General features: G+C 63.7%; 21 protein-coding genes and 1 tRNA gene. 16 read left to right on the forward strand and 6 right to left on the reverse strand.

Features of this window, described 5'->3' with window-relative positions:
* The first annotated feature begins 161 nt into the window (after positions 1 to 161).
* The 5 genes from rpmI (at position 162) to FJ543_RS15380 (ending at position 5,299) form a co-directional block, all read left to right on the forward strand.
* Positions 162 to 365, forward strand: coding sequence for a 50S ribosomal protein L35 (gene rpmI, locus FJ543_RS15360; RefSeq protein ID WP_006201248.1), 204 nt, complete (start codon positions 162 to 164; stop codon positions 363 to 365).
* A gap of 87 nt (positions 366 to 452) precedes the next feature.
* A complete protein-coding gene (rplT, locus tag FJ543_RS15365; RefSeq protein WP_006201247.1) occupies positions 453 to 854 on the forward strand; it encodes a 50S ribosomal protein L20 in 402 nt (133 codons plus the stop codon).
* A 299-nt stretch (positions 855 to 1,153) separates the two neighbouring features.
* Positions 1,154 to 2,206 carry a phenylalanine--tRNA ligase subunit alpha gene (pheS, locus tag FJ543_RS15370; protein ID WP_224525363.1) on the forward strand — a complete coding sequence of 351 codons (1,053 nt, stop codon included), beginning with the start codon at positions 1,154 to 1,156 and terminating at the stop codon, positions 2,204 to 2,206.
* Between the two features lie 43 nt (positions 2,207 to 2,249).
* Positions 2,250 to 4,658 (forward strand): phenylalanine--tRNA ligase subunit beta, encoded by a 2,409-nt coding sequence (gene pheT / locus FJ543_RS15375; protein WP_140875796.1) that lies wholly within the window; start codon positions 2,250 to 2,252, stop codon positions 4,656 to 4,658.
* 38 nt (positions 4,659 to 4,696) lie between these two features.
* The gene (locus FJ543_RS15380; protein ID WP_140875798.1) at positions 4,697 to 5,299 is read left to right on the forward strand and encodes a nucleotidyltransferase family protein; all 603 of its coding nucleotides are present in this window, start codon (positions 4,697 to 4,699) and stop codon (positions 5,297 to 5,299) included.
* 252 nt (positions 5,300 to 5,551) lie between these two features.
* Here FJ543_RS15380 and FJ543_RS15385 read toward each other — a convergent pair whose 3' ends face one another.
* Positions 5,552 to 6,547, reverse strand: coding sequence for an aldo/keto reductase (locus FJ543_RS15385; RefSeq protein WP_140875800.1), 996 nt, complete (start codon positions 6,545 to 6,547; stop codon positions 5,552 to 5,554).
* A 96-nt stretch (positions 6,548 to 6,643) separates the two neighbouring features.
* Between FJ543_RS15385 and FJ543_RS15390 the strand changes: the two genes are divergently transcribed.
* From FJ543_RS15390 to FJ543_RS15410, 5 genes are all read left to right on the forward strand, one after another.
* Complete coding sequence (locus FJ543_RS15390) at positions 6,644 to 7,534, forward strand: LysR family transcriptional regulator (RefSeq protein WP_140615162.1); 891 nt, start codon at positions 6,644 to 6,646, stop codon at positions 7,532 to 7,534.
* A gap of 59 nt (positions 7,535 to 7,593) precedes the next feature.
* Positions 7,594 to 8,166, forward strand: coding sequence for a cytochrome b (locus FJ543_RS15395; protein WP_140615164.1), 573 nt, complete (start codon positions 7,594 to 7,596; stop codon positions 8,164 to 8,166).
* A 69-nt stretch (positions 8,167 to 8,235) separates the two neighbouring features.
* The gene (locus FJ543_RS15400; protein WP_140615166.1) at positions 8,236 to 8,811 is read left to right on the forward strand and encodes a YceI family protein; all 576 of its coding nucleotides are present in this window, start codon (positions 8,236 to 8,238) and stop codon (positions 8,809 to 8,811) included.
* Positions 8,812 to 8,935: 124 nt separating this feature from the next.
* Complete coding sequence (locus FJ543_RS15405) at positions 8,936 to 9,922, forward strand: Gfo/Idh/MocA family oxidoreductase (RefSeq protein WP_140875802.1); 987 nt, start codon at positions 8,936 to 8,938, stop codon at positions 9,920 to 9,922.
* Positions 9,923 to 9,961: 39 nt separating this feature from the next.
* Positions 9,962 to 11,620 carry an FAD-binding dehydrogenase gene (locus FJ543_RS15410; RefSeq protein ID WP_140824183.1) on the forward strand — a complete coding sequence of 553 codons (1,659 nt, stop codon included), beginning with the start codon at positions 9,962 to 9,964 and terminating at the stop codon, positions 11,618 to 11,620.
* Positions 11,621 to 11,697: 77 nt separating this feature from the next.
* Here FJ543_RS15410 and FJ543_RS15415 read toward each other — a convergent pair.
* Together FJ543_RS15415 and FJ543_RS15420 are read right to left on the reverse strand one after the other, a co-directional pair.
* Positions 11,698 to 11,774 (reverse strand) — tRNA-Arg (locus tag FJ543_RS15415).
* A gap of 258 nt (positions 11,775 to 12,032) precedes the next feature.
* A complete protein-coding gene (locus FJ543_RS15420) occupies positions 12,033 to 13,520 on the reverse strand; it encodes a HAMP domain-containing sensor histidine kinase (RefSeq protein WP_140875804.1) in 1,488 nt (495 codons plus the stop codon).
* A gap of 277 nt (positions 13,521 to 13,797) precedes the next feature.
* On the opposite strand from FJ543_RS15420, the gene rpmH reads away from it, so the two are divergent.
* The 6 genes from rpmH to FJ543_RS15450 all read left to right on the forward strand — a co-directional run bounded on the left by rpmH (position 13,798) and on the right by FJ543_RS15450 (position 19,610).
* Positions 13,798 to 13,932 carry a 50S ribosomal protein L34 gene (rpmH, locus tag FJ543_RS15425; protein ID WP_008833937.1) on the forward strand — a complete coding sequence of 45 codons (135 nt, stop codon included), beginning with the start codon at positions 13,798 to 13,800 and terminating at the stop codon, positions 13,930 to 13,932.
* 14 nt (positions 13,933 to 13,946) lie between these two features.
* Complete coding sequence (rnpA, locus tag FJ543_RS15430; RefSeq protein ID WP_015314390.1) at positions 13,947 to 14,300, forward strand: ribonuclease P protein component; 354 nt, start codon at positions 13,947 to 13,949, stop codon at positions 14,298 to 14,300.
* A 14-nt stretch (positions 14,301 to 14,314) separates the two neighbouring features.
* The gene (gene yidC, locus FJ543_RS15435; protein WP_015314391.1) at positions 14,315 to 16,135 is read left to right on the forward strand and encodes a membrane protein insertase YidC; all 1,821 of its coding nucleotides are present in this window, start codon (positions 14,315 to 14,317) and stop codon (positions 16,133 to 16,135) included.
* 373 nt (positions 16,136 to 16,508) lie between these two features.
* On the forward strand, positions 16,509 to 16,727 hold the full coding sequence (locus FJ543_RS15440; protein ID WP_015314392.1) for a hypothetical protein: 219 nt from the start codon (positions 16,509 to 16,511) through the stop codon (positions 16,725 to 16,727).
* Between the two features lie 139 nt (positions 16,728 to 16,866).
* Positions 16,867 to 18,837 (forward strand): protein-L-isoaspartate(D-aspartate) O-methyltransferase, encoded by a 1,971-nt coding sequence (locus tag FJ543_RS15445; RefSeq protein WP_140875806.1) that lies wholly within the window; start codon positions 16,867 to 16,869, stop codon positions 18,835 to 18,837.
* 212 nt (positions 18,838 to 19,049) lie between these two features.
* The gene (locus tag FJ543_RS15450; protein ID WP_140875808.1) at positions 19,050 to 19,610 is read left to right on the forward strand and encodes a fasciclin domain-containing protein; all 561 of its coding nucleotides are present in this window, start codon (positions 19,050 to 19,052) and stop codon (positions 19,608 to 19,610) included.
* A gap of 207 nt (positions 19,611 to 19,817) precedes the next feature.
* On the opposite strand, the gene FJ543_RS15455 is transcribed toward FJ543_RS15450, so the two are convergent.
* The 3 genes from FJ543_RS15455 to FJ543_RS15465 are packed head-to-tail and all read right to left on the reverse strand — an operon-like array spanning position 19,818 to position 23,111.
* Positions 19,818 to 21,365, reverse strand: coding sequence for a DHA2 family efflux MFS transporter permease subunit (locus tag FJ543_RS15455; RefSeq protein WP_140660128.1), 1,548 nt, complete (start codon positions 21,363 to 21,365; stop codon positions 19,818 to 19,820).
* Entirely contained in the window at positions 21,362 to 22,654 is a 1,293-nt protein-coding gene (locus tag FJ543_RS15460; RefSeq protein ID WP_140875810.1) for an HlyD family secretion protein, read from the reverse strand. The genes FJ543_RS15455 and FJ543_RS15460 overlap by 4 nt, the downstream gene beginning before the upstream one ends.
* Positions 22,647 to 23,111, reverse strand: a complete 465-nt coding sequence (locus FJ543_RS15465) for a MarR family transcriptional regulator (protein ID WP_140660130.1) — start codon at positions 23,109 to 23,111, stop codon at positions 22,647 to 22,649. Before FJ543_RS15465 ends, FJ543_RS15460 begins: the two co-directional genes overlap by 8 nt.
* Positions 23,112 to 23,139 lie beyond the last annotated feature (28 nt).

Here is a 23,139-nt window from a genome sequence, read left to right on the forward strand (position 1 = left end):
CTGAGGGTGTTGCGCCCGCGCCATCTTTGATCTATAGCACCGCCGTTCCAAGAAAACCGCCCGGCAGGGCATGCCGTGGCGGTTTCATTTGCTTTTCGGGCTTTGGTCGGCCCGGAGCGAACAAGAAGCGCGATCGTGCGCCAACAATACGGAGTAGCAAAATGCCCAAGATGAAGACCAAATCGGCCGCCAAGAAGCGGTTCAAGATCACAGGTACGGGTAAAGTCCTGTCGGCTGCGGCCGGCAAGCGTCACGGCATGATCAAGCGTTCCAACAAGTTCATTCGAAATGCCCGCGGCACGATGGTTCTGGCTGAACCGGATGGCAAGAAGGTCATCAAGAATTTTCTGCCGAACGGCCTCTAAGGCATTCGGTCCGGACACGCATCAGTTTTACGCAATTTCGAACGGAACGCCGCCAGGCACCTGGAATTGCTTTAAGGAGATCATGACATGGCACGCGTAAAGAGAGGCGTCACCTCGCACGCCAAGCACAAGAAGGTTCTGAAAGCCGCGAAAGGCTTCTACGGCCGCCGCAAGAACACCATCCGCATCGCCAAGCAGGCGGTGGAAAAGTCGCTGCAGTACGCTTACCGCGACCGCAAGAACCGCAAGCGCTCGTTCCGCGCGCTGTGGATCCAGCGCATCAACGCCGCGACGCACGAGCATGGCCTGACCTATGGCCGCTTCATCGACGGTTTGAACAAGGCCGGCATCGAGATCGATCGCAAGATCCTGTCCGACATGGCCATCCACGAGCCGCAGGCTTTCGCCGCCCTGGTGGCCAAGGCCAAGGTTGCTCTTGAGTACCTCAAGAACACCACTCCGAATGCTTTTGAAAGCGCTGTCGCCTAGAGCATGATGCCAAAAAGTTTCTGACTTTTTGGACAACATCATGCTCCAGGGAAATTAGCGGGGAGCGCGATCTTTTCCGAAAAGTCTGCAACTTTTCGGGATCGGGCTCCGAGCCCAGCGCTTCCCAAGCATTCGAAATTCTGATTTGGGAACCCGCGCTGGCACGGCTGGCGCGGGTTCTTTTGTCTCTGCCTGAAATTTCACTTTTAAAGTGACTTTCACTTAAGCCGACTTCCAACGCAGCGAGTTTGATCGTGAACGACGCAACCATTGGCCTTGATGCACTCGAAAATACCCTGATGGCTGACATCGCCTCGGCCGCCGACGAGACGTCGATCGAGGCGGTGCGCGTTTCGGCGCTTGGCAAGAAGGGCTCAATCTCGGAAATGCTGAAGACGCTTGGCGCGATGAGCGCCGAGGACCGGCAGGTGAAGGGCCCGGCCATCAACGGCCTCAAGAACCGTGTCACCGAGGCGCTGACGGCCCGCAAGGCTGAACTGAGGGATGTGGCGATCGCCGCCCGTCTGGCGGCTGAGAAGGTCGACGTGACGCTGCCGGTGCGACAGTCGCCGGCCGAGCGCGGCCGCATCCATCCGATCAGCCAGGTCATCGACGAAATCGCCGCGATCTTCGGCGATCTCGGCTTCGCCATCGCCGAAGGTCCCGATATCGAGACCGACTACTATAATTTCACCGCGCTGAATTTTCCGGAGGGCCACCCGGCACGCGAGATGCACGACACCTTCTTCTTCCAGCCGGACGAGAAGGGCGAGCGCAAGCTTTTGCGCACTCATACCTCGCCGGTGCAGATCCGCACCATGGAGAAGCAAAAGCCGCCGATCCGCATTGTCATTCCGGGCAAGACCTATCGCCAGGATTCCGACGCCACCCACTCGCCGATGTTCCATCAGGTCGAAGGGCTGGTGATCGATAAATCGGCCAACGTCGCCAACATGAAGTGGGTGCTGGAAGAGTTCTGCAAGGCCTTCTTCGAGGTGCCGCAGGTCAAGATGCGCTTTCGCCCGTCCTTCTTCCCGTTCACCGAGCCAAGCCTCGAGGTCGATATCCAGTGCGACCGCTCCAGGCCCGGCGAAGTGCGCTTCGGCGAAGGCTCCGACTGGATGGAGATCCTGGGCTGCGGCATGGTGCACCCCAATGTGCTCAGGGCCGGCGGGCTCGATCCCGACGAGTACCAAGGCTTTGCCTGGGGCATGGGCATCGATCGCATCGCCATGCTGAAATACGGCATGCCCGACCTGCGCGCCTTCTTCGACGCCGATGTGCGCTGGCTGTCGCATTACGGCTTCCGGCCGCTCGACATGCCGACGCTGTTCGGAGGCCTAAGCGCGTGATGGTCCTGAAGACTCCTGCTGCCAGCTATTACGGAACAGCCCAATGAAATTCACCCTCTCCTGGCTCAAGGATCACCTTGAAACCGACGCCACGCTGGCCGAAATCGTCGAGCGGCTGACCTCGATCGGCCTCGAGGTCGAGCATGTCGACGACAAGGCGGGGCTGAAGCCCTTCGTCATCGCCAAGGTGCTGACGGCGGTGCAGCATCCCGACGCCGACCGGCTGCGGGTGCTGACCGTCGATACCGGCGACGGCAAGCCGCCGGTGCAGGTCGTCTGCGGCGCGCCCAACGCCCGCGCCGGCCTGATCGGCGCCTTCGCCGCGCCCGGCACCTATGTCCCCGGCATCGACGTGACGCTGACGGTCGGCAAGATCCGTGGCGTCGAAAGCCATGGCATGATGTGTTCGGAGCGCGAACTGGAACTGTCCGACGAGCATAATGGCATCATCGACCTGCCCGAGGATGCGCCGGTCGGCACCAGCTTTGCGTCCTATGCGCATCTCGACGATCCGGTCATCGAGATCAATCTGACGCCGAACCGGCCCGACGCCACCAGCGTCTACGGCATCGCCCGGGATCTGGCGGCGAGCGGGCTTGGCCGCCTTGTCGGCGGGGCGATCATGCCGCATGTCGGCAACGGCATGTGCCCGGTGAAGGTGACGATCGAAGCGCCGGAGCTTTGCCCCGGCTTCGCACTCAGGCTGGTCAAGGATGTCAAGAACGGGCCCTCGCCGAAATGGCTGCAGCAGCGGCTGATCGCCATTGGGCTGAGGCCGATCAGCGCGCTGGTCGACATCACCAATTACGTCACCTTCGATCGCGGACGGCCGCTGCATGTCTTCGATGCCGCCAAGGTCGCCGGCAACCTCGTGGTGCGCCGCGCCAAGAATGGCGAAAAGGTGCAGGCGCTCGACGGGCGCGAATACACGCTGACGCCGGAGATGTGCGTGATCGCGGACGACAATGGTGTCGAGTCCATTGCCGGCATCATGGGTGGCGAACACTCCGGCTGTGACGAGAACACGACGGACGTGCTGATCGAATCCGCTCTTTGGGACCCGATCACCACGGCCCGCACCGGCCGCACGCTCGGCATCATCACCGACGCGCGCTACCGTTTCGAGCGCGGTGTCGACCCTGAATTCATGGTGCCGGGCATCGAACTGGCGACCAAGCTGGTGATCGATTTCTGCGGCGGCACGCCGACCGAGGCCGAGGTGGCCGGCTATGCCGGGCATCAGCCGAAGATCGTGTCGCTTCCGCTGTCGGAAGTGAAACGGCTGACCGGTATCGAGGTGCCAAAGGCGGAGAGCCTCGACATCCTGTCGCGTCTCGGCTTCCACGCGCAGGGATCGGGCGACGTCGTCGACGTGACCGTGCCGTCCTGGCGGCCCGATGTCGACGGCAAGGCCGATCTGGTCGAGGAGGTCATGCGAATCCATGGCGTCGACAATATCGCGCCGCAGCCGCTCGGCGCGCATGACGTGGTCAACGGCAAGATCCTGACCACGCTGCAGATCCGCACCCGTGCCGCGAAGCGTTCGCTTGCGGTGCGCGGCATGATGGAGGCCGTTACCTGGTCGTTCATCCCGGCCAAACACGCCGAACTGTTCGGCGGCGGCCAGACGGCGCTGAAGCTTGCCAACCCAATCGCCGCCGACATGTCCGACATGCGGCCCTCGCTGCTGCCGGGGCTGATTTCGGCCGCGCAGCGCAACGCCGACAAGGGCATCGGCGACGTGGCGCTGTTCGAGGTCTCGGGCACCTATGAGGGCGACGGCGCCGACCAGCAGCGGCGCGTCGCCGCCGGCGTGCGCCGCGGCACGGCCAAGCTCGACGGCTCCGGCCGCAACTGGGCCGGCAATTCGGGCCCGGTCGGCGTGTTCGACGCCAAGGCGGACGCGATCGCCGCGCTTGAAGCCTGTGGCGCGCCGGTCGACCGGCTGCAGATCGAGGCCGGCGGACCCGCCTGGTACCATCCCGGCCGTTCCGGAACGATCAAGCTCGGCCCGAAGACCGTGCTCGGCACGTTCGGCGAGTTCCATCCGAAGACGCTGGAAGGGCTCGATGTCTCGGGGCCGCTCTGCGGCTTCGAGGTGTTCGTCGACGCCGTGCCCGAACCGAAGGCCAAGCCGACCAAGACCAAGCCCAGGCTGGACCTGTCCGCTTTCCAGGCGGTGAAGCGCGACTTCGCCTTCGTCGCCGACAAAGCGGTCGAGGCCGGCACGCTGGTACGTGCCGCGCTTGCCGCCGACAAGAAGCTGATCACGGCTGTCTCGGTCTTCGACGTGTTCGAAGGTGCGTCGCTGGGCGAAGGCAAGAAGTCGATCGCCATCGAAGTCTCGATCCAGCCGGTCGAGAAGACGTTGACCGACGAGGATTTCGAGGCGCTGGCCAAGCGCATCGTCGAGAATGTCGGCAAGCAGACGGGCGGCGTGCTGCGCGGCTGAGACTTGCGAGCGGATGGCGAATCGCTCTCCAAAGGGCGATGGACCATCTGCGCTATTCTGGGCTCTCCTTCGAGAAACAGCGTACGGCTTTTCTCGACATCGTCGCGGCTGACCCGCTGCTTGCCGAAATGCTGGCGAGGGCGCGCGCGCTTGCGCTGCCGGATTGGCTGGTGGTTTCCGGCGCGCTTTACAACAGCGTCTGGAACCACCTGACCGGCAAGCCGCCGGGCTACGGCATCAAGGATGTCGACCTGTTTTATTTCGACGGTTCCGACCTGTCCTACGAGGCCGAAGACGCGGTGATCCAACGGGCGGCCAGGCATTTCGAAGGACTGCCGCTGCCGGTGGAAGTGCGCAACCAGGCGCGCGTGCATCTGTGGTATCCGCAAAAGTTCGGGCAGCCGTGCCCGCGTTACGTCAGCGCCAGCGAGTCCGTCAGCTATTTCGCTTCGAAGACGCATGCGGTGGGGGTGCGGTTCGACGGGGACGGAAATCTGGAGTTGGTGGCGCCGTTCGGGCTCTACGATGTCTTCTCGTTTCGGATCACGCCGAACCGAGTGATGGATAATCAGCGGACACATGAGACTAAGGGAGCGCGAGCGAAGGAGAACTGGCCGGAGCTTGAGGTGGTGCCGTGGTGAGCGAATAGAGTTTCAGGTCGGCGCGAGGCACCCCCCTCTGTCCTGCCGGACATCTCCCCCTCAAGGGGGAGATTGGCAGTTTCACTCGCTACGCCCTTCCTGCAGCGTGGAAGACTGGCGAAAGCCGAATTGACATCTGATCTCCCCCCTTGCGGGGGAGATGTCCGGCAGGACAGAGGGGGGTGCCTGGCGCTAACATCTAACGAGAAAGGGGCGCCGAAGCGTCCCTTCTCTTGCCTCATGGCGACGAGCTCACCCATTCACCAGCGCCAGCAACTCCTCCGTATAGCGCTTGCCCATAACCTTGTCGGGCGACAGCGCATCGCCGATCGCCGCGACCTCTGCCGCGCTGAGCACGATGTCAGCCGCCGCCGTATTCTGCTCCAAATGGCGGATTTTTCGCGCACCCGGGATCGGCACGATGAAGTCGCCCTGGTGCAGCACCCAGGCCAGCGCCAGCTGCGCCGAGGTGACGCCCTTCTCCATCGCCATCCTTTCCAGCGTGGCGATCACCTTGCCATTGGCTTCCATGGCGTCGGCCTGGAAGCGCGGCAAGGTGCGGCGCCAATCGTCGTCGCTCAGGGTCTCCGGCCTCGCGATGGTGCCGGTGAGCAGGCCGCGGCCGAGCGGGCTGTAGGGCACGAAGCCAATGCCCAACTCGCGGCAGACGGCGAATGTCTCGTCTTCCGGGTCGCGGCTCCACAGCGAGTATTCGCTCTGCACTGCTGATATCGGGTGCACTGCGTGTGCCCGGCGGATGGTGGCGGCACTTGCCTCCGACAGGCCAAGCGCCCGCACCTTGCCCTCGCACACCAACTCGGCCATGGCGCCGACCGTATCCTCGATCGGCACGTCCGGGTCGACGCGGTGCTGGTAGTAGAGGTCGATGACATCGGTGCCGAGCCGCTTTAGGGACGCCTCGGCGACGGCCTTGACGTGCTCGGGACGGCTGTCGACACCGGCCATGCGATCCATGCCAGTGCCTTCCTCCAGGATCTTGAAGCCGAATTTGGTCGCGATCGTCACCTTATCGCGAACCGATTTCAGCGCCTTGCCCAGCAGGATCTCGTTCTCGTAGGGGCCGTAGACCTCGGCCGTGTCGAAGAAGTTGACCCCGATCTCGACGGCGCGGTGCAAGGTGGCGATCGCCTCGGCTTCCGGCTGGCCGCCATAGGCAAAGCTCATGCCCATGCAACCGAGGCCGACCGGATAGACTTCGAGTTCAGTTCCTAGCTTGCGGGTTTTCATCACGTATCTCCTTGTTGTGATGCCTAGGAAATAACGCCTTGCAGCACGTTCGATAATCGGCTCTTCTTCGTACGGGTCGTTCCATGAAATAGATCAATGAATCGAGCACATCTCTCACAGCTCGCGGTGCTGGCAACCGTTGCCCAATGCGGCAGTTTTCGCGGCGCGGCCAGGGAACTGGCGATAGCTCCCTCCGCGGTGAGCCACGCGGTCTCCAGCCTGGAGGCGCGGCTTGGCGTGCGCCTTTTGGCGCGCAGCACGCGCAGTGTCGCTCCGACCGAGGAAGGCGCACAATTGCTGGAGCGATTGCGGCCGGCGCTTTCCGAGATCGACCTGGCGCTGGAGACGGCCGTCGAGGCGCGCGACCGGCCCGCCGGGAACTTACGGCTCAGCGTGCCGCGCACGTCAGCGCATCTGGTGCTGACGCCACGGCTCAGCGCCTTTGCATCAGCCTATCCCGACATCGTGCTGGAGATCATCATCGAGGATCGCTTCACCGACGTGGTGGCAGGCGGTTTCGATGCTGGTGTCAGGCTCGGCGAGAGCCTGCAGCGCGACATGATCGCGGTGCGCATCGGGCCGGACATTCGTGGCGCGGTGGTGGGCGCGCCATCCTATTTCGAGAGCAGGCCCCGGCCCCGCCACCCGCGCGATCTTGCCGAGCATCGCTGCATCCGCTTCCGCTTCTCCAGCGGCATCCTCTACCGCTGGGAATTCGAAAAGGACGGCGAGGAGGTCGAAATGGCTGTGCAAGGGCCGCTGATCCTCGACGAGGACCATCTGATCGCCCAGGCCGCGATCGACGGCGCCGGGCTCGCCTTCGTTTTCGAGGATTATGTCCGCGCGCCGCTCGCCGATGGACGGCTGATCCGCGTGCTGGAGGACTGGTGCCCACCCTTCCAGGGATTCTTCGTCTATTACCCGAGCCGCCGCCAGATGCGGCCGGCGCTGAGGGCTTTCGTCGATTTCTTCAAGGTGGGTGGGTAGGCAACTCTCCTCCTCGTCGGCAAGGGGAAGAAAGCTGGCCGCGCCAACGTTCGCCTCGCATGCAGGCTTCAATCACCAACACCGCGACCCGCTATGGATGGGCAACCATCGTCCTCCACTGGCTGATCGGGATTATCTTCATCGGCCAGTTCATGCTCGGCTTCGTCATGGTCAGGACCCCGAGCCAACGCACGGCCTTCGAATTGATCCAGCTGCACAAATCCCTGGGCTTCCTGCTGCTGGGGCTCATCATCCTGCGTATAGCCTGGCGGCTCGGCAATGCGGCACCGCCCTTGCCGCCTTCTGTCGGCGCCCTGGAGCGCCGCTCGGCGCCGCTGGCGCATCTGGCGCTCTATGCCTTCCAGATCGCCCTGCCCCTGTCAGGCTGGGCGCTGGTGTCGGTCTCGACGCTGGAGATTCCCAGCATGCCGTTCAACCTGTTCGTCATGCCGAACCTGCCGCTCGCCGAATCCGATGCCGCCGAAAGCTTTTGGACGTCGGCACACTGGTATCTCGCCTATGCCGGCGCGGCGCTTGTCGCCCTGCATGTCGCGGCTGCCCTGCGCCACCGTTTCCTGCTCCGCGACGGGGTGCTCGCGCGTATGATCACGCCTTCGTCAGCCGGGGAATAGAAGGCGCCTTGGTCTCGTTTGTGGGGTGAGGACGCCAGAGAGCGCTTCCTCCTAACAAGGAACAACCCAATGCGTGCGCGAATCCTCGGATTGGCGGCTATCGCCGCCTGCCTTGCCATGCCTGTTTATGCGGCGGTCGTGCTCGGCGATGCCGCCGGCAGCTATACGATCAGCCAAACTGGCTCCGCGATCCGCTTCACCATCGGCAAGGCCGGCGGCGGCGGGTTCGACGGCGCCTTTGCCCGTTTCAAGGGCATGATCCGCATCGACAACAATGATGTCGGCCGCTCGAAAGTCGACCTGACCATCTATCCCGAAAGCGTCGGCACCGGCCAAGGCCGCATCGATGCGTTCCTGCGCTCCGACGCGGTGTTCGACGCGACCAACAGTCCCGAAATCCAGTTCCGCTCGACCAGCGTGACCCGCACCGGCGACACGTCGGCCCTTGTCACCGGCAGGCTGACGGCGCGCGGCAAGACGTTTCCGGAAAAATTCACCGCCGAGCTCGACGGGTTGAAGGGCGGGACGATCAAATTCCATGTCACCGGCAAGGTGCTGCGCTCGCGCTACGGCATGGATGTCGGCACGCCGCTCTATTCCAACGTCGTCGATTTCGACATGACGCTGACCGGGAAAAGGGGCTAGCGCGCGGCTGAGGTACCTGGGTTCCTTGCCCGCTTTCGTGGGGCGAGGAACCGAGCGACCTGCATTGGCTTTTCCAGCGATTTCAGGCAAACCTCCTTGCCTGTAATCTATAGGGAGAAGCGTGATGTTCCGATGGGGTGTGTTGTCGACGGCCAAGATCGGCCGCGAGCAGCTGTTGCCGGCAATCGTCGAAGCGGAGAACGGCGTGCTGTCGGCGATCGCCAGCCGCGACCTGTCGAAGGCCAAGGCATTGGGCGACCGCTTTGGCGCGCGCCATGCCTTCGGCTCCTATGAGGAGTTGCTCGCTTCCAACGAGGTCGATGGCGTCTACATCCCGTTGCCGACCTCGCAGCATGTCGAATGGACTGCAAAAGCCATCGAAGCGGGCAAGCATGTGCTGGTCGAAAAGCCGCTGGCACTCGATGCCAATGACATCGCGCCGTTGATCAAGCTGCGCGACGAGAAGAAGGTGCTGGTCTGCGAAGCCTTCATGGTCATCTACCACCCGCAGTGGATCAAGGTGCGCGATCTCATCGCCAGCGGGGCCATCGGACGGCTGCGCCATGTGCAGGGCGCGTTTTCCTACTACAATGTCGATCCCAACAACATGCGCAACAAGCTCGATCTCGGCGGCGGCGCGCTGCCCGACATCGGCGTCTACCCGACCGTGTCGACACGCTTCTCGACGGGCAAGGAGCCGCTGCGCGTACAGGCGACGATCGAGCGCGACAAGACATTCGGCACCGACATCTATTCGTCGATCCGCGCCGATTTCGGCGATTTCGAACTGTCCTTCTACCTGTCGACGCAGATGGCGGCGCGGCAGGTGATGGTCTTCCACGGCGAGAAGGGTTTCATCGAACTGTTCTCGCCCTTCAATGCCGGGCTCTACGACCATCACCGCGTCGAACTGCACAACCAGAACCACACCGAGGCGCAGGTGTTCCGCTTTCCCGGCACGCAGCAATACAGGCTCGAGGTCGAGACCTTCGCGCGGGCAGCTCTTGGCGGCAAGGAGCGCGTCTTCACGCTGGAAGAATCCGTGCTCAACCAGAAAGTCATCGACGCCATCTTCCGCGCCGGCGACACAGGCGGCTGGGAGACCGTCTGAAACCCGCATTACATAGCCGGCTAATTCTGGGGAGGAAAAATGGCTGACGACGCGGATGTGATCATTGTCGGCGCCGGCCTTGCCGGACTGGTTGCCGCCGCCGAGCTTGCGGAAGCGGGCAAGAAAATCATCATCGTCGACCAGGAGCCGGAGCAATCGCTGGGCGGCCAGGCGTTCTGGTCGTTCGGTGGGCTTTTCCTCGTCGATTCACAGGAGCAGCGGCGCATGCGCATCCGCGACTCCCATGACTTGGCGCTCGAGGACTGGATGGGCACCGCCGCCTTCGACCGGCCGGAAGACCACTGGCCACGCAAATGGGCCGAGGCCTATGTCGGCTTCGCCGCCGGCGAGAAACGCTCCTGGCTGATCGAGCGCGGCCTGAAATTCTTTCCTGTCGTCGGCTGGGCCGAGCGCGGCGGCGGCAACGCCATCGGCCATGGCAATTCGGTACCGCGCTTCCACATCACCTGGGGCACCGGTCCCGGCGTGCTCGAGCCTTTCGTGCTGCGCGTGCGCGAGGCGCAAAAGCGGGGATTGATCGACTTCAGGTTTCGTCACCGGGTCAATGCCCTGACGCGGACGGGTGCAGCCGTGACCGGCGTACAGGGCGACATCCTGCAACCGAGTCCTGTCGAGCGCGGCCACAAGAGCCCGCGCGAGGTATCAGGCGATTTCGCATTGCAAGCGCAGGCGGTGATCGTCGCCTCCGGCGGCATTGGCGCCAACCATCGGCTGGTGCGGGAAAACTGGCCCACGCGGCTGGGCAACGCGCCGCAGCGCATGATCACCGGCGTGCCGGACCACGTCGACGGCCGCATGCTGGCCATATCGGAACAGGCCGGCGGCAGGGTCATCAACCGCGACCGCATGTGGCACTATGTCGAGGGCATCAAGAACTGGGCGCCGATCTGGACAGACCATGCGATCCGCATCCTGCCCGGCCCATCCTCGCTGTGGCTCGATGCCCGGGGAAAACGCCTGCCGGTGCCACTCTATCCCGGCTTCGACACGCTGGGCACGCTCAGCCACATCATGAGCACCGGCTTCGATTATTCCTGGTTCATCCTGACGAAAAAGATCATCCAGAAGGAATTCGCGCTGTCGGGCTCGGAGCAGAACCCGGACCTGACGGGAAAAAGCTGGCGCCAGGTGCTCGGCCGCGCCACGAGCGGCATCCCCGGCCCGGTCAAGGCGTTCATGGAAAAGGGCGAGGACTTCATCGTCGAGGCCGATCTTTCGAAACTGGTCGCGCGCATGAACGCGCTGGCCGGCGGCGAACCGCTGCTTGACGCCGCAACGGTCGAACGCGAGATCCGCGCCCGCGACATGCAACTCGACAATCCGTTCTCCAAGGACATGCAGGTCACCGCGCTGCGCGGCGCGCGCGCCTATCTCGGCGACCGCCTGATCCGCACGGCAAAGCCACACAAGATGCTCGACCCGGCGAACGGACCGCTGATCGCGGTGCGCCTCAACATCCTGACCCGCAAGACGCTGGGCGGCCTGCAGACCGATCTCGACAGCCGCGTGCTCGATGCCGGCGGCCAGCCGGTGCCGGGCCTCTATGCGGTCGGTGAAGTGGCGGGCTTCGGCGGGGGCGGCGTGCATGGCTACGCGGCGCTCGAGGGCACGTTCCTGGGGGGCTGTATCTTCTCGGGCCGCAGCGCCGGCCGGGCGGCGGCACGTTCGGTGGGGTGAGACAGCGGCGTGTTGCCGGCACTTGGCTGAGCCGCTGCCATCGACCGTGCACCCAATAAACCGCGGCTTAGGAGATTTGGCGCGCCCGAAGAGATTCGAACTCCTGACCCCCAGATTCGTAGTCTGGTGCTCTATCCAGCTGAGCTACGGGCGCGCATCAGGCCATGTTTTCGACGGCCCCGCGATCCGGTCCGAAAGACCGGCCGCGAATGTGTGCAGTTCCCTAACGACTGAATTTGCGAAAAGCAAGCCGATCCGGCAAAAGTTTTGTCGCAAGCCTGTCATGCGGCGATGCCGACGCCCATCCCGGCACTTCGAGCCGCTGTGACCGGCCTGATCCTGGCGATCGGGAACTGTTGGAGAGAGCGACGGGTCCGCAAGGTGGTAACCTCGGGAAACGGGACGGAAGCCGTCAGGCTGGGCGGCGCAGGCTGCCACGGGCCTGGTCGAGCCGCACCGGCTGGTCGGGGATGGTGACGGCGAATGTGGTGCGCCCGCCGATCGATTCGACCAATTCCACCGTGCCGCCATGCGCCCTGATCAGTTCATGCGCGATCGCCAGGCCAAGGCCGGTGCCGCCGCTGCGCGCCGAGCCGCGGAAGGCCGCGAACAGGTTTTCGCGCGCCTTGGGCGGCAGGCCAGGGCCGGTGTCGGTGACGGCGATGCGGCTTACGCTGCCCATGCGCTCGGCCGAGACCGCCAGCCGCCGCACCACGGCGCTTTCGGTATCGGCCGCCATCGCCTGCACCGAGTTGCGGCAAAGATTGGTGAGCACCCGGAAGAGCTGGTCGGAATCGGCATCCACCTCGAAAGCCATCTCGACCGCGTTGATGAACTCGATGCCCTGCTCGATGTCGAGCAGGCCGTGCACGTCCTCGACCAGTTGGCGCAGCCTCACCCTGCGGCGCGACGGCGGCGGCTCCTGCGTGCGGCCGTAATGAAGCACGCCCTCCGAATAGGAGACGGCGCGGTCGAGCGCGCGCAGAAGCTTCGGCGCAAAGGCCTGCACGGTCGGATCCTTGACCAGGCGCAGGCGGTCCGACATCAGCTGGGCGGAGGCCAGGATGTTGCGCATGTCGTGGTTGATCTTCGACACGGCGAGACCGAGGTCGGCCAGATGCTTCTGCTCGGCCAGCATCTTTTGCAGCCGCTCCTGCATCTGCGACAGTTCGCGCTCGGCCACTCCGATCTCGTCGGAACGAGCAGCGGGGCGGATGATCCGTCCAGGGTCGTCGGGAGCTTCCGAGAAGGAGAGCATCGAGCGCGTCATGGTGCGGATCGGCCCGATCATGATCAGGTCGATCGCCGCATAGACCAGCATGGCCGTGAACAGCGAGATCAATAGCGACACGAAAGCGACGTTGCGCGAATAGATGAGCATGGCTTTGCGGAGCGAGTAGTCCGGCATGATCAGCTCGAACTCCTTGTCGCTGTCGCCGACCGGTCCGAAGACGCGCAGCATCCTGTCGCCGCCGAAAAACAGCGTATCCAGCGCGCCAGTCATGCCCTTGATCATGCCGACGCTGGCGAGATCGATGTGTTCGTCGACCTGCGGCGGCATGTCGGCCACCACCAGAAGCCGCGACACGCCGCCGTCGCGCACCGCGATCGCCTTGGCGCCGATCGCCATCAGCACGTCATTCTGGGCCGTACGCGACAGCGAGGTCGACTCGCCCTGCACCAGCACGATCGACACGGCTGCGGCCGTGCTCAGCCTCTCCTTGAGCCAGCTCAGCCGGTAACTGGCGATCCAGGGCAGGAAGATGAGCACTTCGGCCAGCAGCACGAAAACGATGGTGAGCAGCAGCAGCTTCGTCGACAGACCACGCGACAGCGGTACCGTGCGGACAGCGGCTGACGCCGGTCCGGTCCCTTCCCCTGCTTGGCTGGCTTCGCTCATGCGACTCGATCTTCACAATCACTTGATCAGCCAAGATTAGGCGATTACGGCTTTTTTGCCAATTTCTCCCTTGGTCGGAAAAATAGATGCTCCAAAACAGGTGCGTCTTTAGGGCGCCGACGCCGGATTGACTTCCAAAACCCTTCTTTCTATAAGCCCGCTCACGCTCGGGCCATTCGTCCCGGCGCGGTTTCGATCGCGCCAAAACCGGCCCGGCAAAGCTCCTGTTACAAAGTGACAGAATCAAGAAGGGCCGCACCCCGCGGTATTAAAACAAATGAAGCGTACCTACCAACCGTCCAAACTCGTCCGCAAACGCCGGCACGGCTTCCGTGCCCGCATGGCCACCAAGGGTGGCCGTGGCGTCGTCGCAGCTCGCCGCAACCGCGGCCGCAAGCGGCTCAGCGCCTAAGCGAGACGAGATCGTTGCCCGCAACCGGCAAGCCAGTGGGGCAAAATCCCGAGCGGCTTCTGAAACGCGCGGAATTCCTGGCCGTCCGTCGTGGTGAAAAGCGACGCGGACGGTTTTTCCTCGTCGAGGTCCTCGACCGCGGCGATGGCGGGGTGCCGCGCGTCGGCTACACCGTCACCAAGAAGGTCGGCAACGCCGTTGTGCGCAACCGCGTCAGGCGCCGGCTGAAAGAAGCCGTCCGCGTCCATGCCGCAGATGACATGGTGCCCGGCAATGATTATGTCATCGTCGGGCGCGATGATGCGCTGCGCGCCCCTTTCGGCCAGTTGAAGGCCGAACTCTCCCGCCGACTTCGCGGAACACGATAGGCCAAGGGCTCTCGATGGAAAACAACCGGAACTTCTTCATCACCATCGCCCTGTCGGTGCTGATCCTGGCGGTATGGCAGTACTTCTACGTGCTGCCGCGCAGCGAGGCGCAGCGCGAGGCCGCCAAGATCGAGCAGCAGCGCGTCGAGGAACAGAAGAAGGCGGCCGATGCGGCCAATCCGGGCGCATCGACACCGGCCCCAGGCGCGACCACCCCGGGCGCCATTCCCAACGCGCCCGGTGGTGACGTGGTCACCGTGGCCGGCCGCGATCAGGCGCTGGCGGCATCCAAGCGCGTCAAGATCGACACGCCGAGCCTCGAGGGCTCGATCAATTTGACCGGCGCGCGGCTCGACGACCTCAAGCTCAAGCACTACACCGAGACGGTCGACAAGAATTCGCCCGAGATCGAGCTGCTCAACCCGCAGGCGCTGCCCACCGGCTATTTCGCCGAGATCGGCTTTGTCGGCAACGACAAGACCGGCGCGGTGCCGGGTGCGGAGACGGTGTGGAGCGTGGACGGCAATCCGACGCTGACCCCGTCGACGCCGGTGACGCTCACCTACACCAATGACAAGGGCCTGACCTTCAAGCGCACCTTCTCCGTCGACGCAAACTACATGTTCACCGTGTCGGACACGGTGCAGAATTCAGGCTCGAGCGCGGTTTCGCTGTTCAACTATGGCCGTGTCACGCGCTACGACAAGCCGGCCGTCGCCAGCACCTATGTGCTGCATGAAGGCCTCATCGGCTTCACCGGCACGGAAGGCCTGCAGGAACACAAATACGCCTCGGTCGAGAAGGACAAGCAGTACCAGCCTGGCAAGTCGACCGACGGCTGGCTCGGCATCACCGACAAATATTGGGCCGTCACGCTGGTGCCGACCGAGAAGCAGCCGTTCCAGCCGCGCTATGCGTATTTCGAGGATGGCCGCCACCGTTACCAGTCCGACTTCCTGACCGACCCGATCAATGTCGAGGCCGGCCAGTCGGCGACCGTCGAGACCGAAATCTTCGCCGGCGCCAAGGAAGTCGGCAAGATCAACGCCTATGCCGAAGAGCGCCATATCAAGCGGTTCGACCTTTTGATCGACTGGGGCTGGTTCCACTTCATCACCAAGCCGATGTTCTGGCTGATCGACACGCTCTACAAGTTCCTCGGCAATTTCGGCCTGGCGATCCTGGCCACCACCGTCATCGTGAAGGCCATTTTCTTCCCGCTCGCCAACAAGTCCTACGCGTCGATGGCGAACATGAAGAAGGTGCAGCCCAAGATGCTCGAGATCCGCGAGAAATACGCGGACGACAAGATGAAGCAGCAGCAGGCGATGATGGAGCTGTACAAGACCGAGAAGATCAATCCGCTCGCCGGCTGCTGGCCGGTGGCGCTGCAGATCCCGGTCTTCTTCTCCCTCTACAAGGTGCTCTACATCACCATCGAGATGCGGCACGCGCCGTTCTTTGGCTGGATCCAGGATCTGGCCGCGCCCGATCCGACCTCGATCTTCAACCTGTTCGGGCTGGTGCCGGTCACGCTGCCGCACATGCTGATGATCGGTGTGTGGCCGCTGATCATGGGCGTCACCATGTTCCTGCAGATGCGCATGAACCCGACGCCGCCGGACCCGACGCAAGCCGCGATCTTCACCTGGATGCCGGTCATCTTCACCTTCATGATGGCGGGCTTTCCGGCCGGTCTCGTCATCTACTGGGCCTGGAACAACACGCTGTCGATCCTGCAGCAGGGCGTGATCATGAAGCGCCAGGGCGCCAAGATCGAGCTGTGGGACAATCTGGTGGCGCTGTTCCGCAAGAAACCGTCACCGGCGGAATAGCCGGCGCCTCTTTGGCAAGAGAGCCCGCCCCAGCGACTGAGCCATAAAGTTGGACGGTCTCGGCAAGCAACAGATTTGACGGCTGGGTCCTGTGTTCTACGGGGCCCAGCCTTTTAGTTTCAGCGATGCGGTGGTCCGGCACGCTATAAAACAGGTACCGAGTCGGCAATTCCTGGTCTCCGTCATTGCCGGCAAATCAGCCGGCCCTCGCCGCTGCCGGATTGTTCCGCATGGAACTTATCCTGCGTTCAAGAGTTCGCGCAAAAGGCTTCGTAAGCTCCCGCGTGAGAGGATCAGGTCGGCGCGCCCATCCAAATTCAAGGCAGTGCAGCGGATCGACCTCATCACATGCAACTTGCAGAGAGGCATTCCGATGAGCAGCAACATTCACCCAAAGACGGCCAAGCCCACCAACAAGGATTTGAAGCAGAATCCCGGAATCGGCGCCTCCAGGGGCACGATCAAGGGAGGCAATCTTCTCGACGAGGACGAGGAACTGGACGGCGAGAACACTTTCAAGGGAGATGTCGATAACGACACCACGCCGCAAGGCGGCGTCAATCCCCGGCAGACCGGGCGAACCAACCAATAAGCCTGCGCGATCGGCGTGGGCTGCCGAGGAAGACCGGATGGTCCGAGCCCGGGAGCCGGGAGAGCGAATGCCACCGAAACGCCTTCGCTCTTCAGATGACATCACGTCGATCCGATGAATCGCCTGATTGGAGGCTCTCATGCTGGATTTCGAGCACGCCAGGCATCGGATGGTGGAGGCGCACATCGCGCGCCGTGGAGTGCATGACAGGCGGGTTCTGAATGCGGTACGCCGGGTTGCGCGAGAGCAATTCGTCGACGAGGGTTTAGAGGAATTCGCCTATGAGGACAGCCCGCTGCCGATCGGCAGCGGACAGACGATCTCGCAACCCTTCATCGTGGCGAAAATGGCGGAGATCGCCGAGATCGAGGCGACCGATCGCGTGCTGGAAATCGGCACCGGCTCGGGCTACGCGGCGGCCGTGCTGGCCGAACTTGCTGAACACGTCTTCACCATAGAGCGGCATCGATCGCTCGCGCAGCAGGCGGAGCGGCGGCTCAATGCCGCCGGTTATCAAAATATCGAGGTCAGGGTCGGCGACGGCACGAAGGGCTGGCAGGAAAAGGCACCCTTTGACGCCATCGTCGTCGCGGCCGCCGGAACGTCCATCCCCCTCGGCTTGCAGGAGCAGTTGGAGATCGGCGGCAGGCTGATCATCCCGGTCGGTGAAGACCTCTACTCCCAGCGGCTCGTTCGCGTCACGCGGATCGCTGCAAACAAGTTCGAGGAGGAGGACCTCGGTGGTGTCATGTTCGTGCCGCTGATCGGCGAGCATGGCTGGCACGACGAAAACGCATCGGTGCGCGAGGCGCGCGCTCCTCCATTGCCGCAGCAAATTGCAAGGGCGGCCGAAGATTTGCCGCAGATCGACGATCCGGCCTTCGGCGCGATGTTCGATCGGTTCGGCAGCCGGCGCGTCGTCCTGCTCGGGGAGGCGAGCCACGGCACTTCGGAATTTTATCGTGCCCGTGCGGCTGTCACCCGACGCCTCCTCCAGCGACACGGCTTCACCATCGTGGCCGTCGAGGCGGATTGGCCGGATGCGGCGCAGATCAACCGGTATGTTCGCGGAGGGGAGCGGCGGTCGGATGCGCAGCCGCTCTTCCAGCGCTTCCCGACCTGGATGTGGCGCAACGCCGAGGTGTCCGAATTCATCGGCTGGCTGCATGAATACAACCGGGATGTGCCCGGTCATGCGCGGAAAGCAGGCTTCTATGGGCTCGATCTCTACAATATGAGCGGCTCGATCGCCACGGTGCTTGCCTATCTGGACAAGGTCGATCCCGAAGCGGCCGCCGTCGCACGCGAGCGCTATGGCTGTCTGATGCCCTGGCAGAACGAGCCCAGCACCTACGGACGCGCGGCGCTGCGGCCGGGCTACAGAACCTGCGAAGAGGCCGTTGTGCGACAGTGCATGGATCTGTTCGAGCGATCCATGATGGAGGACGACGGCGATCTCCTCGACGCCAAGCAGAGTGCACGTCTGGTCGCATCGGCCGAGCGCTACTACCGCGTGATGTATTATGGTGGCGCCGAGACCTGGAACCTCCGCGATCGGCACATGTTTGAAACGCTCGATCAACTTCTCGAAGCGCATGGGCCGAAGTCGAAGGCCGTGGTGTGGGCGCATAACTCGCATATCGGGGACGCGCGGCATACCGACATGGGCACTGTCCGTGACGAGTTGAACATCGGCCAGCTCTGCCGGGAGCGCTTCGGTGCCCAGGCGGCGCTGATCGGCTTCGGGACGGATACCGGTACTGTCGCCTGTGCCTCGGATTGGGACCGTGAGATGGAGGTAAAGGACGTAAATCCGTCGCTGCCGGGCAGCTTCGAGCGGCTGTGTCACGAGAGCGGCAAACCGTCGTTCCTGCTGGATTTTGAGCGCCATGGCCAGCTCGGCGCCGATCTGGCGGCGCCGAGGCCGGAACGCTATATCGGCGTTATCTACAGGCCTGAGACTGAACGGCTCAGCCATTACATGGACTCGTCCGTCTCCCGCCAGTTCGATGCCCTTGTCTGGTTCGATCGAACGTCCGCGGTCACGCCGCTCAGCAAGCCGACCGACAGCATCGGCAAGGTACCGGATACATTTCCCTTCGGCATCTGAATGTCCGGGACTTACTTCCAGTGCCTGACGGGTCGGCCTGTCCGCAATCGCGCGGCCTGTCGAAAAAGCCCGGTTCGTCCAGGTATTTCTTTGAGCAGGGCTCCGTTCACGTTCCCGTGATCGGCGAAACTGCGAGCACTCGCGCGGCGTGACTGCCTGTGCGTTTCCAAAGGCTATCAATTCCGATCAGCCCTCACCCGGAGGAAGACCACATGCGCTTGCCCACATTCAGGACCATCGCCGTATCAGCCCTTGTCGCCGGCATGGCGATTGCCGCCCCAGCCCACGCCAAGAACCCGAATGTCGGCGGCGCGCCGATGTACGCCACCAAGAACATCGTGCAGAACGCGGTCAAGTCGAAGGATCACACGACGCTGGTCGCCGCCGTCAAGGCCGCCGGCCTGGTCGACACGTTGCAAAGCGCGGGTCCGTTCACCGTGTTTGCTCCGACCAACGAGGCTTTCGCCGCACTGCCGGCCGGCACCGTCGATACGCTGCTCAAGCCCGAGAACAAGGACAAGCTCACCAAGGTGCTGACCGCGCATGTCGTGGCTGGCAAGATTTCAGGTGCCGAGATGATGAAGAAGGCCAAGGCGATGGGCGGCAAATACGAGATGAAGGCCGTCTCGGGCGACACGCTCACGGCCGAGATCAAGAAGGGCAAGCTCTACATCATGGACGAGTCCGGCGGCGAGGCGAAGGTGACGATCGCCGACGTCAACCAGTCGAACGGCGTCATTCACGTCGTCAACAAGGTGCTGTTGCCGAAGTAACGGCTTCCGGCGAAAGGGGGCGTTGGCAGGCCGTTGGGGCTTTCTCGGTCCGCCATCCCCGCCTCGTGACGAGGTGCCATGTTTCTTGGGAAGCCGTATCGGCGAGGCCGGGGTCCTGTCGTCCCTCACAGGACCCCGGTTTCTTTTTGCGTCCTGTGAGGGCGAATGGGCGTCAGCGGCGCTCAACTTCCGACCGCTTCCACCGCCTCATTCCATGACAGCGCTGTGGTCGATCTTGGCCGGCGTTCCCGGTTTGCGCAGCAGGAGCACCAGCGGGATGGCGGCCAGCGACAGGAGCATCATCAGCTTGAAGTCGTTCATGTAGCTGATAACGGTCGCCTGCAGCGTTACCACGCCGTCGAGCGCGGCGCGGCCGGCGGCGGTGTAGGGGTTCATCGCCTGGAAGATCGCCGGATCGTTGAACGCCTGGTTGAAGGGCGTCACATAGGTGGCGATGCTGGCGTGGTTGATCTGCACATTCTGCGTCAGGAGCGCGGTGACCACCGATATGCCGACGCTGGAGCCGATGTTGCGCGACAGATTGTAGAGGCCGGTGCCTTCCGCGCGCCGCTCCGGCGCCAGCGTGGCGAAGGTTATGGTGGTCAGCGGCACGAACAGGAAGCCGAGCCCCGCCCCCTGGATGAACCCGGTGGAGATGATGGTCCATTGCGAAACGTCGGGCGTCCAGCCGGTCATGTCGTACATCGCCCAGGCGGTGATCAGCAGGCCGATGAGCAGCAGCCAGCGCGTGTCGACCTTGCCGATCAGCCGGCCGACCAGGAACATGCAGGCCATCGTGCCAAGCCCGCGCGGCCCCATGACGATGCCGGCCGTCACCACGGGGTAGCCCATCAGCGTCTGCAGATAGGGCGTCATCAGCGCCAGCGAGGCCAAGTAGGTGATGCCGATGATGAAGATGAAGATCATGCCGACGGCGAAATTCCGGTCCAGGAACAGCCTCGGATTGACGAAGGTGTTGCGGGCGGTGAAGGTGTGGACGAGGAAGATGTAGAAGGCCGATGCGCAGATCACCGCCTCGACGATGATCTCGGATGACGAGAACCAGTTGAGCTGCTCGCCGCGATCGAGAAACATCTGCAAGGCGGCGATGGTGATGCTGAGCATGCCGAAACCCAGCCAATCCAGCCTCGCCTTGAAGTCCAGCTTGGTTTCCAGGACGTACAGCGACACGCCGGCGAAGGCCAAGGCGCCGATCGGCACGTTGATGTAGAACACCCAGCGCCAGCTGACATTTTCGGTCAGCCAGCCGCCGATGACAGGGCCCAGCACCGGCCCGACCATCACCGAAATGCCGAACAGCGCCATGGCGGAGCCGCGCTCTTCCACACTGTAGATATCGAGCAGGATGCTCTGCGAGAGCGGCACCAGGGCCGCGCCGAACAGGCCCTGCAGCAGGCGAAAGCCGACGATTTGCGGCAGCGATTGCGCGAAGCCGCACAGCACCGAGGCAACGACGAAGCCGGTGATCGAGGTCAGGAGGATGCGCTTGCGGCCGAAGCGGTTGGCGAGGTAGCCCGAAGGCGGCGTCATCACCGCCGCCGCCACGATGTAGGAGGTCAAAACCCAGTTGATCTGGTCGGCGCTGGCCGAGACGCTGCCCTGGATGTAAGGCAGCGCGACATTGGCGATGGTGGTGTCCAGCGCCTGCATGATGACGGCCAGGATCACGCAGGCAGTGATGGCGCCGCGATTGGCGACCACCGGCGTGGCAGCTGTCGCGGACGCGCTGGTCATGACTTTTGTCCGAACAGGCCGACGAGATTGGTGACGAAGTCGGGCAGGCCGCGTGCATGGCCCGTCTCGACGTCGACCACCGCGCTCATGCCGCCGCGCAGCGGCGGCTTGCCGTCGATACCATCGATCGTCACGCGCATCGGGATGCGCTGCACGACCTTGACCCAGTTGCCGGTGGTGTTCTGCGCCGGCAGCAGCGAGAAGCTCGACGAGGAGGCGGGGCTGATCGAGGCAACGGTGCCGTGCCACACGGCGCCCGGATAGGTGTCGACGCTGATCGTCGCCGTCTGTCCCGGCCTGACATAGGTCAGCTCGGTTTCCTTCGGCTCGGCCGCGATCCACAGGTCAGTCGACGAGACCAGGCTGAACGCCGGCTGCGAAGCCGGCAGGTACTTGCCGACCTGCAGCGCGTCGACATTGGTGACGATGCCGTCGAACGGCGCCTTGACCACGGAATCGGCGAGGTTGCGCTGCGCATCGTCGACGCCCGACTTGGCCTGCAGGTAGAAGGGGTTCTTCTCCACCGGCTGTTTGGCGTCGCCGCCGAGCTGGGCGAGCGTGGCCTGCGCCTGCGCCTTGGCGACGGACACTTTCTGGCGCGCGGTGACGAGGTCGTGCTGGGCGCTGTCGAAAGACGCCTTCGAGGCGGTGGAGGTCTTGAGCAGATCCTGCTGCCGCTGGAAGGCGGCCTCATAATAGGGGATGTCGGCCTGCGCCTGCTCGATCTGCGACAGCGACTGCTGGTAGCTCGCCTCCAGGGTCAGCACCTGGTTGCGCACGGTGCCGAGCTGGGCCTGGGCGGCGGCGAGAGCGGTCTCGAAGGAGGCCGGCCGCAGGCGAAACAGCGCGTCGCCCTTCTTCACGGCCTGGTTCTCATGCACGTCGATCTCCTGCACCGTGCCGGAGACGTCAGTGGAGACGCCGAGCGACTGGGCCTGGATATAGGCATTGTCGGTCGTCATGATCTGGCCGCCGGTGACGTAGTAATAGCCACCGACGACGAGCGCGACCGGAAGCAGGGCAAAAAGGACCGGCCGTGTCAGGCTGCGCTTCGGTTTGGCCGGAACAGGAGGGGCGACGGCGGCGGGGGCCTGCCGTGGCTGCGGCTCCTTGGCCGGAGCCTCGAGTGCCGCAGGCTCCAGGGCGGCCGGCGTTTCCAGCTCGTCATTGTCGATGACGACGTTGGCCCGCCGCTGCTCCCGCTCATTGTCGAGCTGGATGATCTGGTCGCTTCGACCCGATGGCGTCTCGTCTCCAGCGGGCTTTTTGGGATATGTTGATTCAGCCATGTATTTTCTCCCGGTCGACGGCCGGCTGGGTGCAAGCCGCGAGCAGATTGGATTTGATCAAGCTTAGGGTTTGCAGCAGACGCTGCTGTGTCTCAGGCGAAAGGCCGGCGAAGGCCTCGTCTCGAGTTTTCTGGCCGTTGCCGCGCATGATCTCGAGCAGCGGACGGGCCTGCGGCTTCAGGTAAAGCAGCCAGGCCCTGCGGTCGGCGGGATCGGGCCGGCGCTCGATGAAGCCGCGGGCCTCCATCTTGTCGAGCAGCCGGGCGAGCGTGATCGGCACGATCTCGATAAGGTCGGCGAGCTTGTTCTGGTGGATGCCTTCATGCAGCGAAAGGTACGCCAGCACCTGCCACTGGGCGCGGGTCAGTCCCGAAGCGCGCGACCGCTGCTCGAACCGCTTGCGAAGCAGGCGCGCAACGTCGTGCAGCACGAAGCTGATATTGGGGGAAGAGGGCATGGCAGGAGATCGGGATCGATGGACAATT

The organism is Mesorhizobium sp. B2-5-7, assembly GCF_006440875.1.
Lineage (GTDB): Bacteria > Pseudomonadota > Alphaproteobacteria > Rhizobiales > Rhizobiaceae > Mesorhizobium > Mesorhizobium australicum.

Excerpts from the sequence above, each read along its gene's own strand:
- FJ543_RS15390 (WP_140615162.1), top strand. The coding sequence starts at position 6,644 with ATGAATCGAGCACATCTCTCACAGCTCGCGGTGCTGGCAACCGTTGCC.
- rpmH (WP_008833937.1), top strand. The coding sequence starts at position 13,798 with ATGAAGCGTACCTACCAACCGTCCAAACTCGTCCGCAAACGCCGGCAC.
- FJ543_RS15405 (WP_140875802.1), top strand. The coding sequence starts at position 8,936 with ATGTTCCGATGGGGTGTGTTGTCGACGGCCAAGATCGGCCGCGAGCAG.
- FJ543_RS15440 (WP_015314392.1), top strand. The coding sequence starts at position 16,509 with ATGAGCAGCAACATTCACCCAAAGACGGCCAAGCCCACCAACAAGGAT.
- FJ543_RS15450 (WP_140875808.1), top strand. The coding sequence starts at position 19,050 with ATGCGCTTGCCCACATTCAGGACCATCGCCGTATCAGCCCTTGTCGCC.
- FJ543_RS15400 (WP_140615166.1), top strand. The coding sequence starts at position 8,236 with ATGCGTGCGCGAATCCTCGGATTGGCGGCTATCGCCGCCTGCCTTGCC.
- rpmI (WP_006201248.1), top strand. The coding sequence starts at position 162 with ATGCCCAAGATGAAGACCAAATCGGCCGCCAAGAAGCGGTTCAAGATC.
- yidC (WP_015314391.1), top strand. The coding sequence starts at position 14,315 with ATGGAAAACAACCGGAACTTCTTCATCACCATCGCCCTGTCGGTGCTG.
- rplT (WP_006201247.1), top strand. The coding sequence starts at position 453 with ATGGCACGCGTAAAGAGAGGCGTCACCTCGCACGCCAAGCACAAGAAG.
- FJ543_RS15460 (WP_140875810.1), bottom strand. The coding sequence starts at position 22,654 with ATGGCTGAATCAACATATCCCAAAAAGCCCGCTGGAGACGAGACGCCA.
- FJ543_RS15455 (WP_140660128.1), bottom strand. The coding sequence starts at position 21,365 with ATGACCAGCGCGTCCGCGACAGCTGCCACGCCGGTGGTCGCCAATCGC.
- FJ543_RS15465 (WP_140660130.1), bottom strand. The coding sequence starts at position 23,111 with ATGCCCTCTTCCCCCAATATCAGCTTCGTGCTGCACGACGTTGCGCGC.
- FJ543_RS15395 (WP_140615164.1), top strand. The coding sequence starts at position 7,594 with ATGCAGGCTTCAATCACCAACACCGCGACCCGCTATGGATGGGCAACC.
- FJ543_RS15385 (WP_140875800.1), bottom strand. The coding sequence starts at position 6,547 with ATGAAAACCCGCAAGCTAGGAACTGAACTCGAAGTCTATCCGGTCGGC.
- FJ543_RS15410 (WP_140824183.1), top strand. The coding sequence starts at position 9,962 with ATGGCTGACGACGCGGATGTGATCATTGTCGGCGCCGGCCTTGCCGGA.
- FJ543_RS15420 (WP_140875804.1), bottom strand. The coding sequence starts at position 13,520 with ATGAGCGAAGCCAGCCAAGCAGGGGAAGGGACCGGACCGGCGTCAGCC.
- pheT (WP_140875796.1), top strand. The coding sequence starts at position 2,250 with ATGAAATTCACCCTCTCCTGGCTCAAGGATCACCTTGAAACCGACGCC.
- FJ543_RS15445 (WP_140875806.1), top strand. The coding sequence starts at position 16,867 with ATGCTGGATTTCGAGCACGCCAGGCATCGGATGGTGGAGGCGCACATC.
- pheS (WP_224525363.1), top strand. The coding sequence starts at position 1,154 with ATGGCTGACATCGCCTCGGCCGCCGACGAGACGTCGATCGAGGCGGTG.
- FJ543_RS15380 (WP_140875798.1), top strand. The coding sequence starts at position 4,697 with ATGGACCATCTGCGCTATTCTGGGCTCTCCTTCGAGAAACAGCGTACG.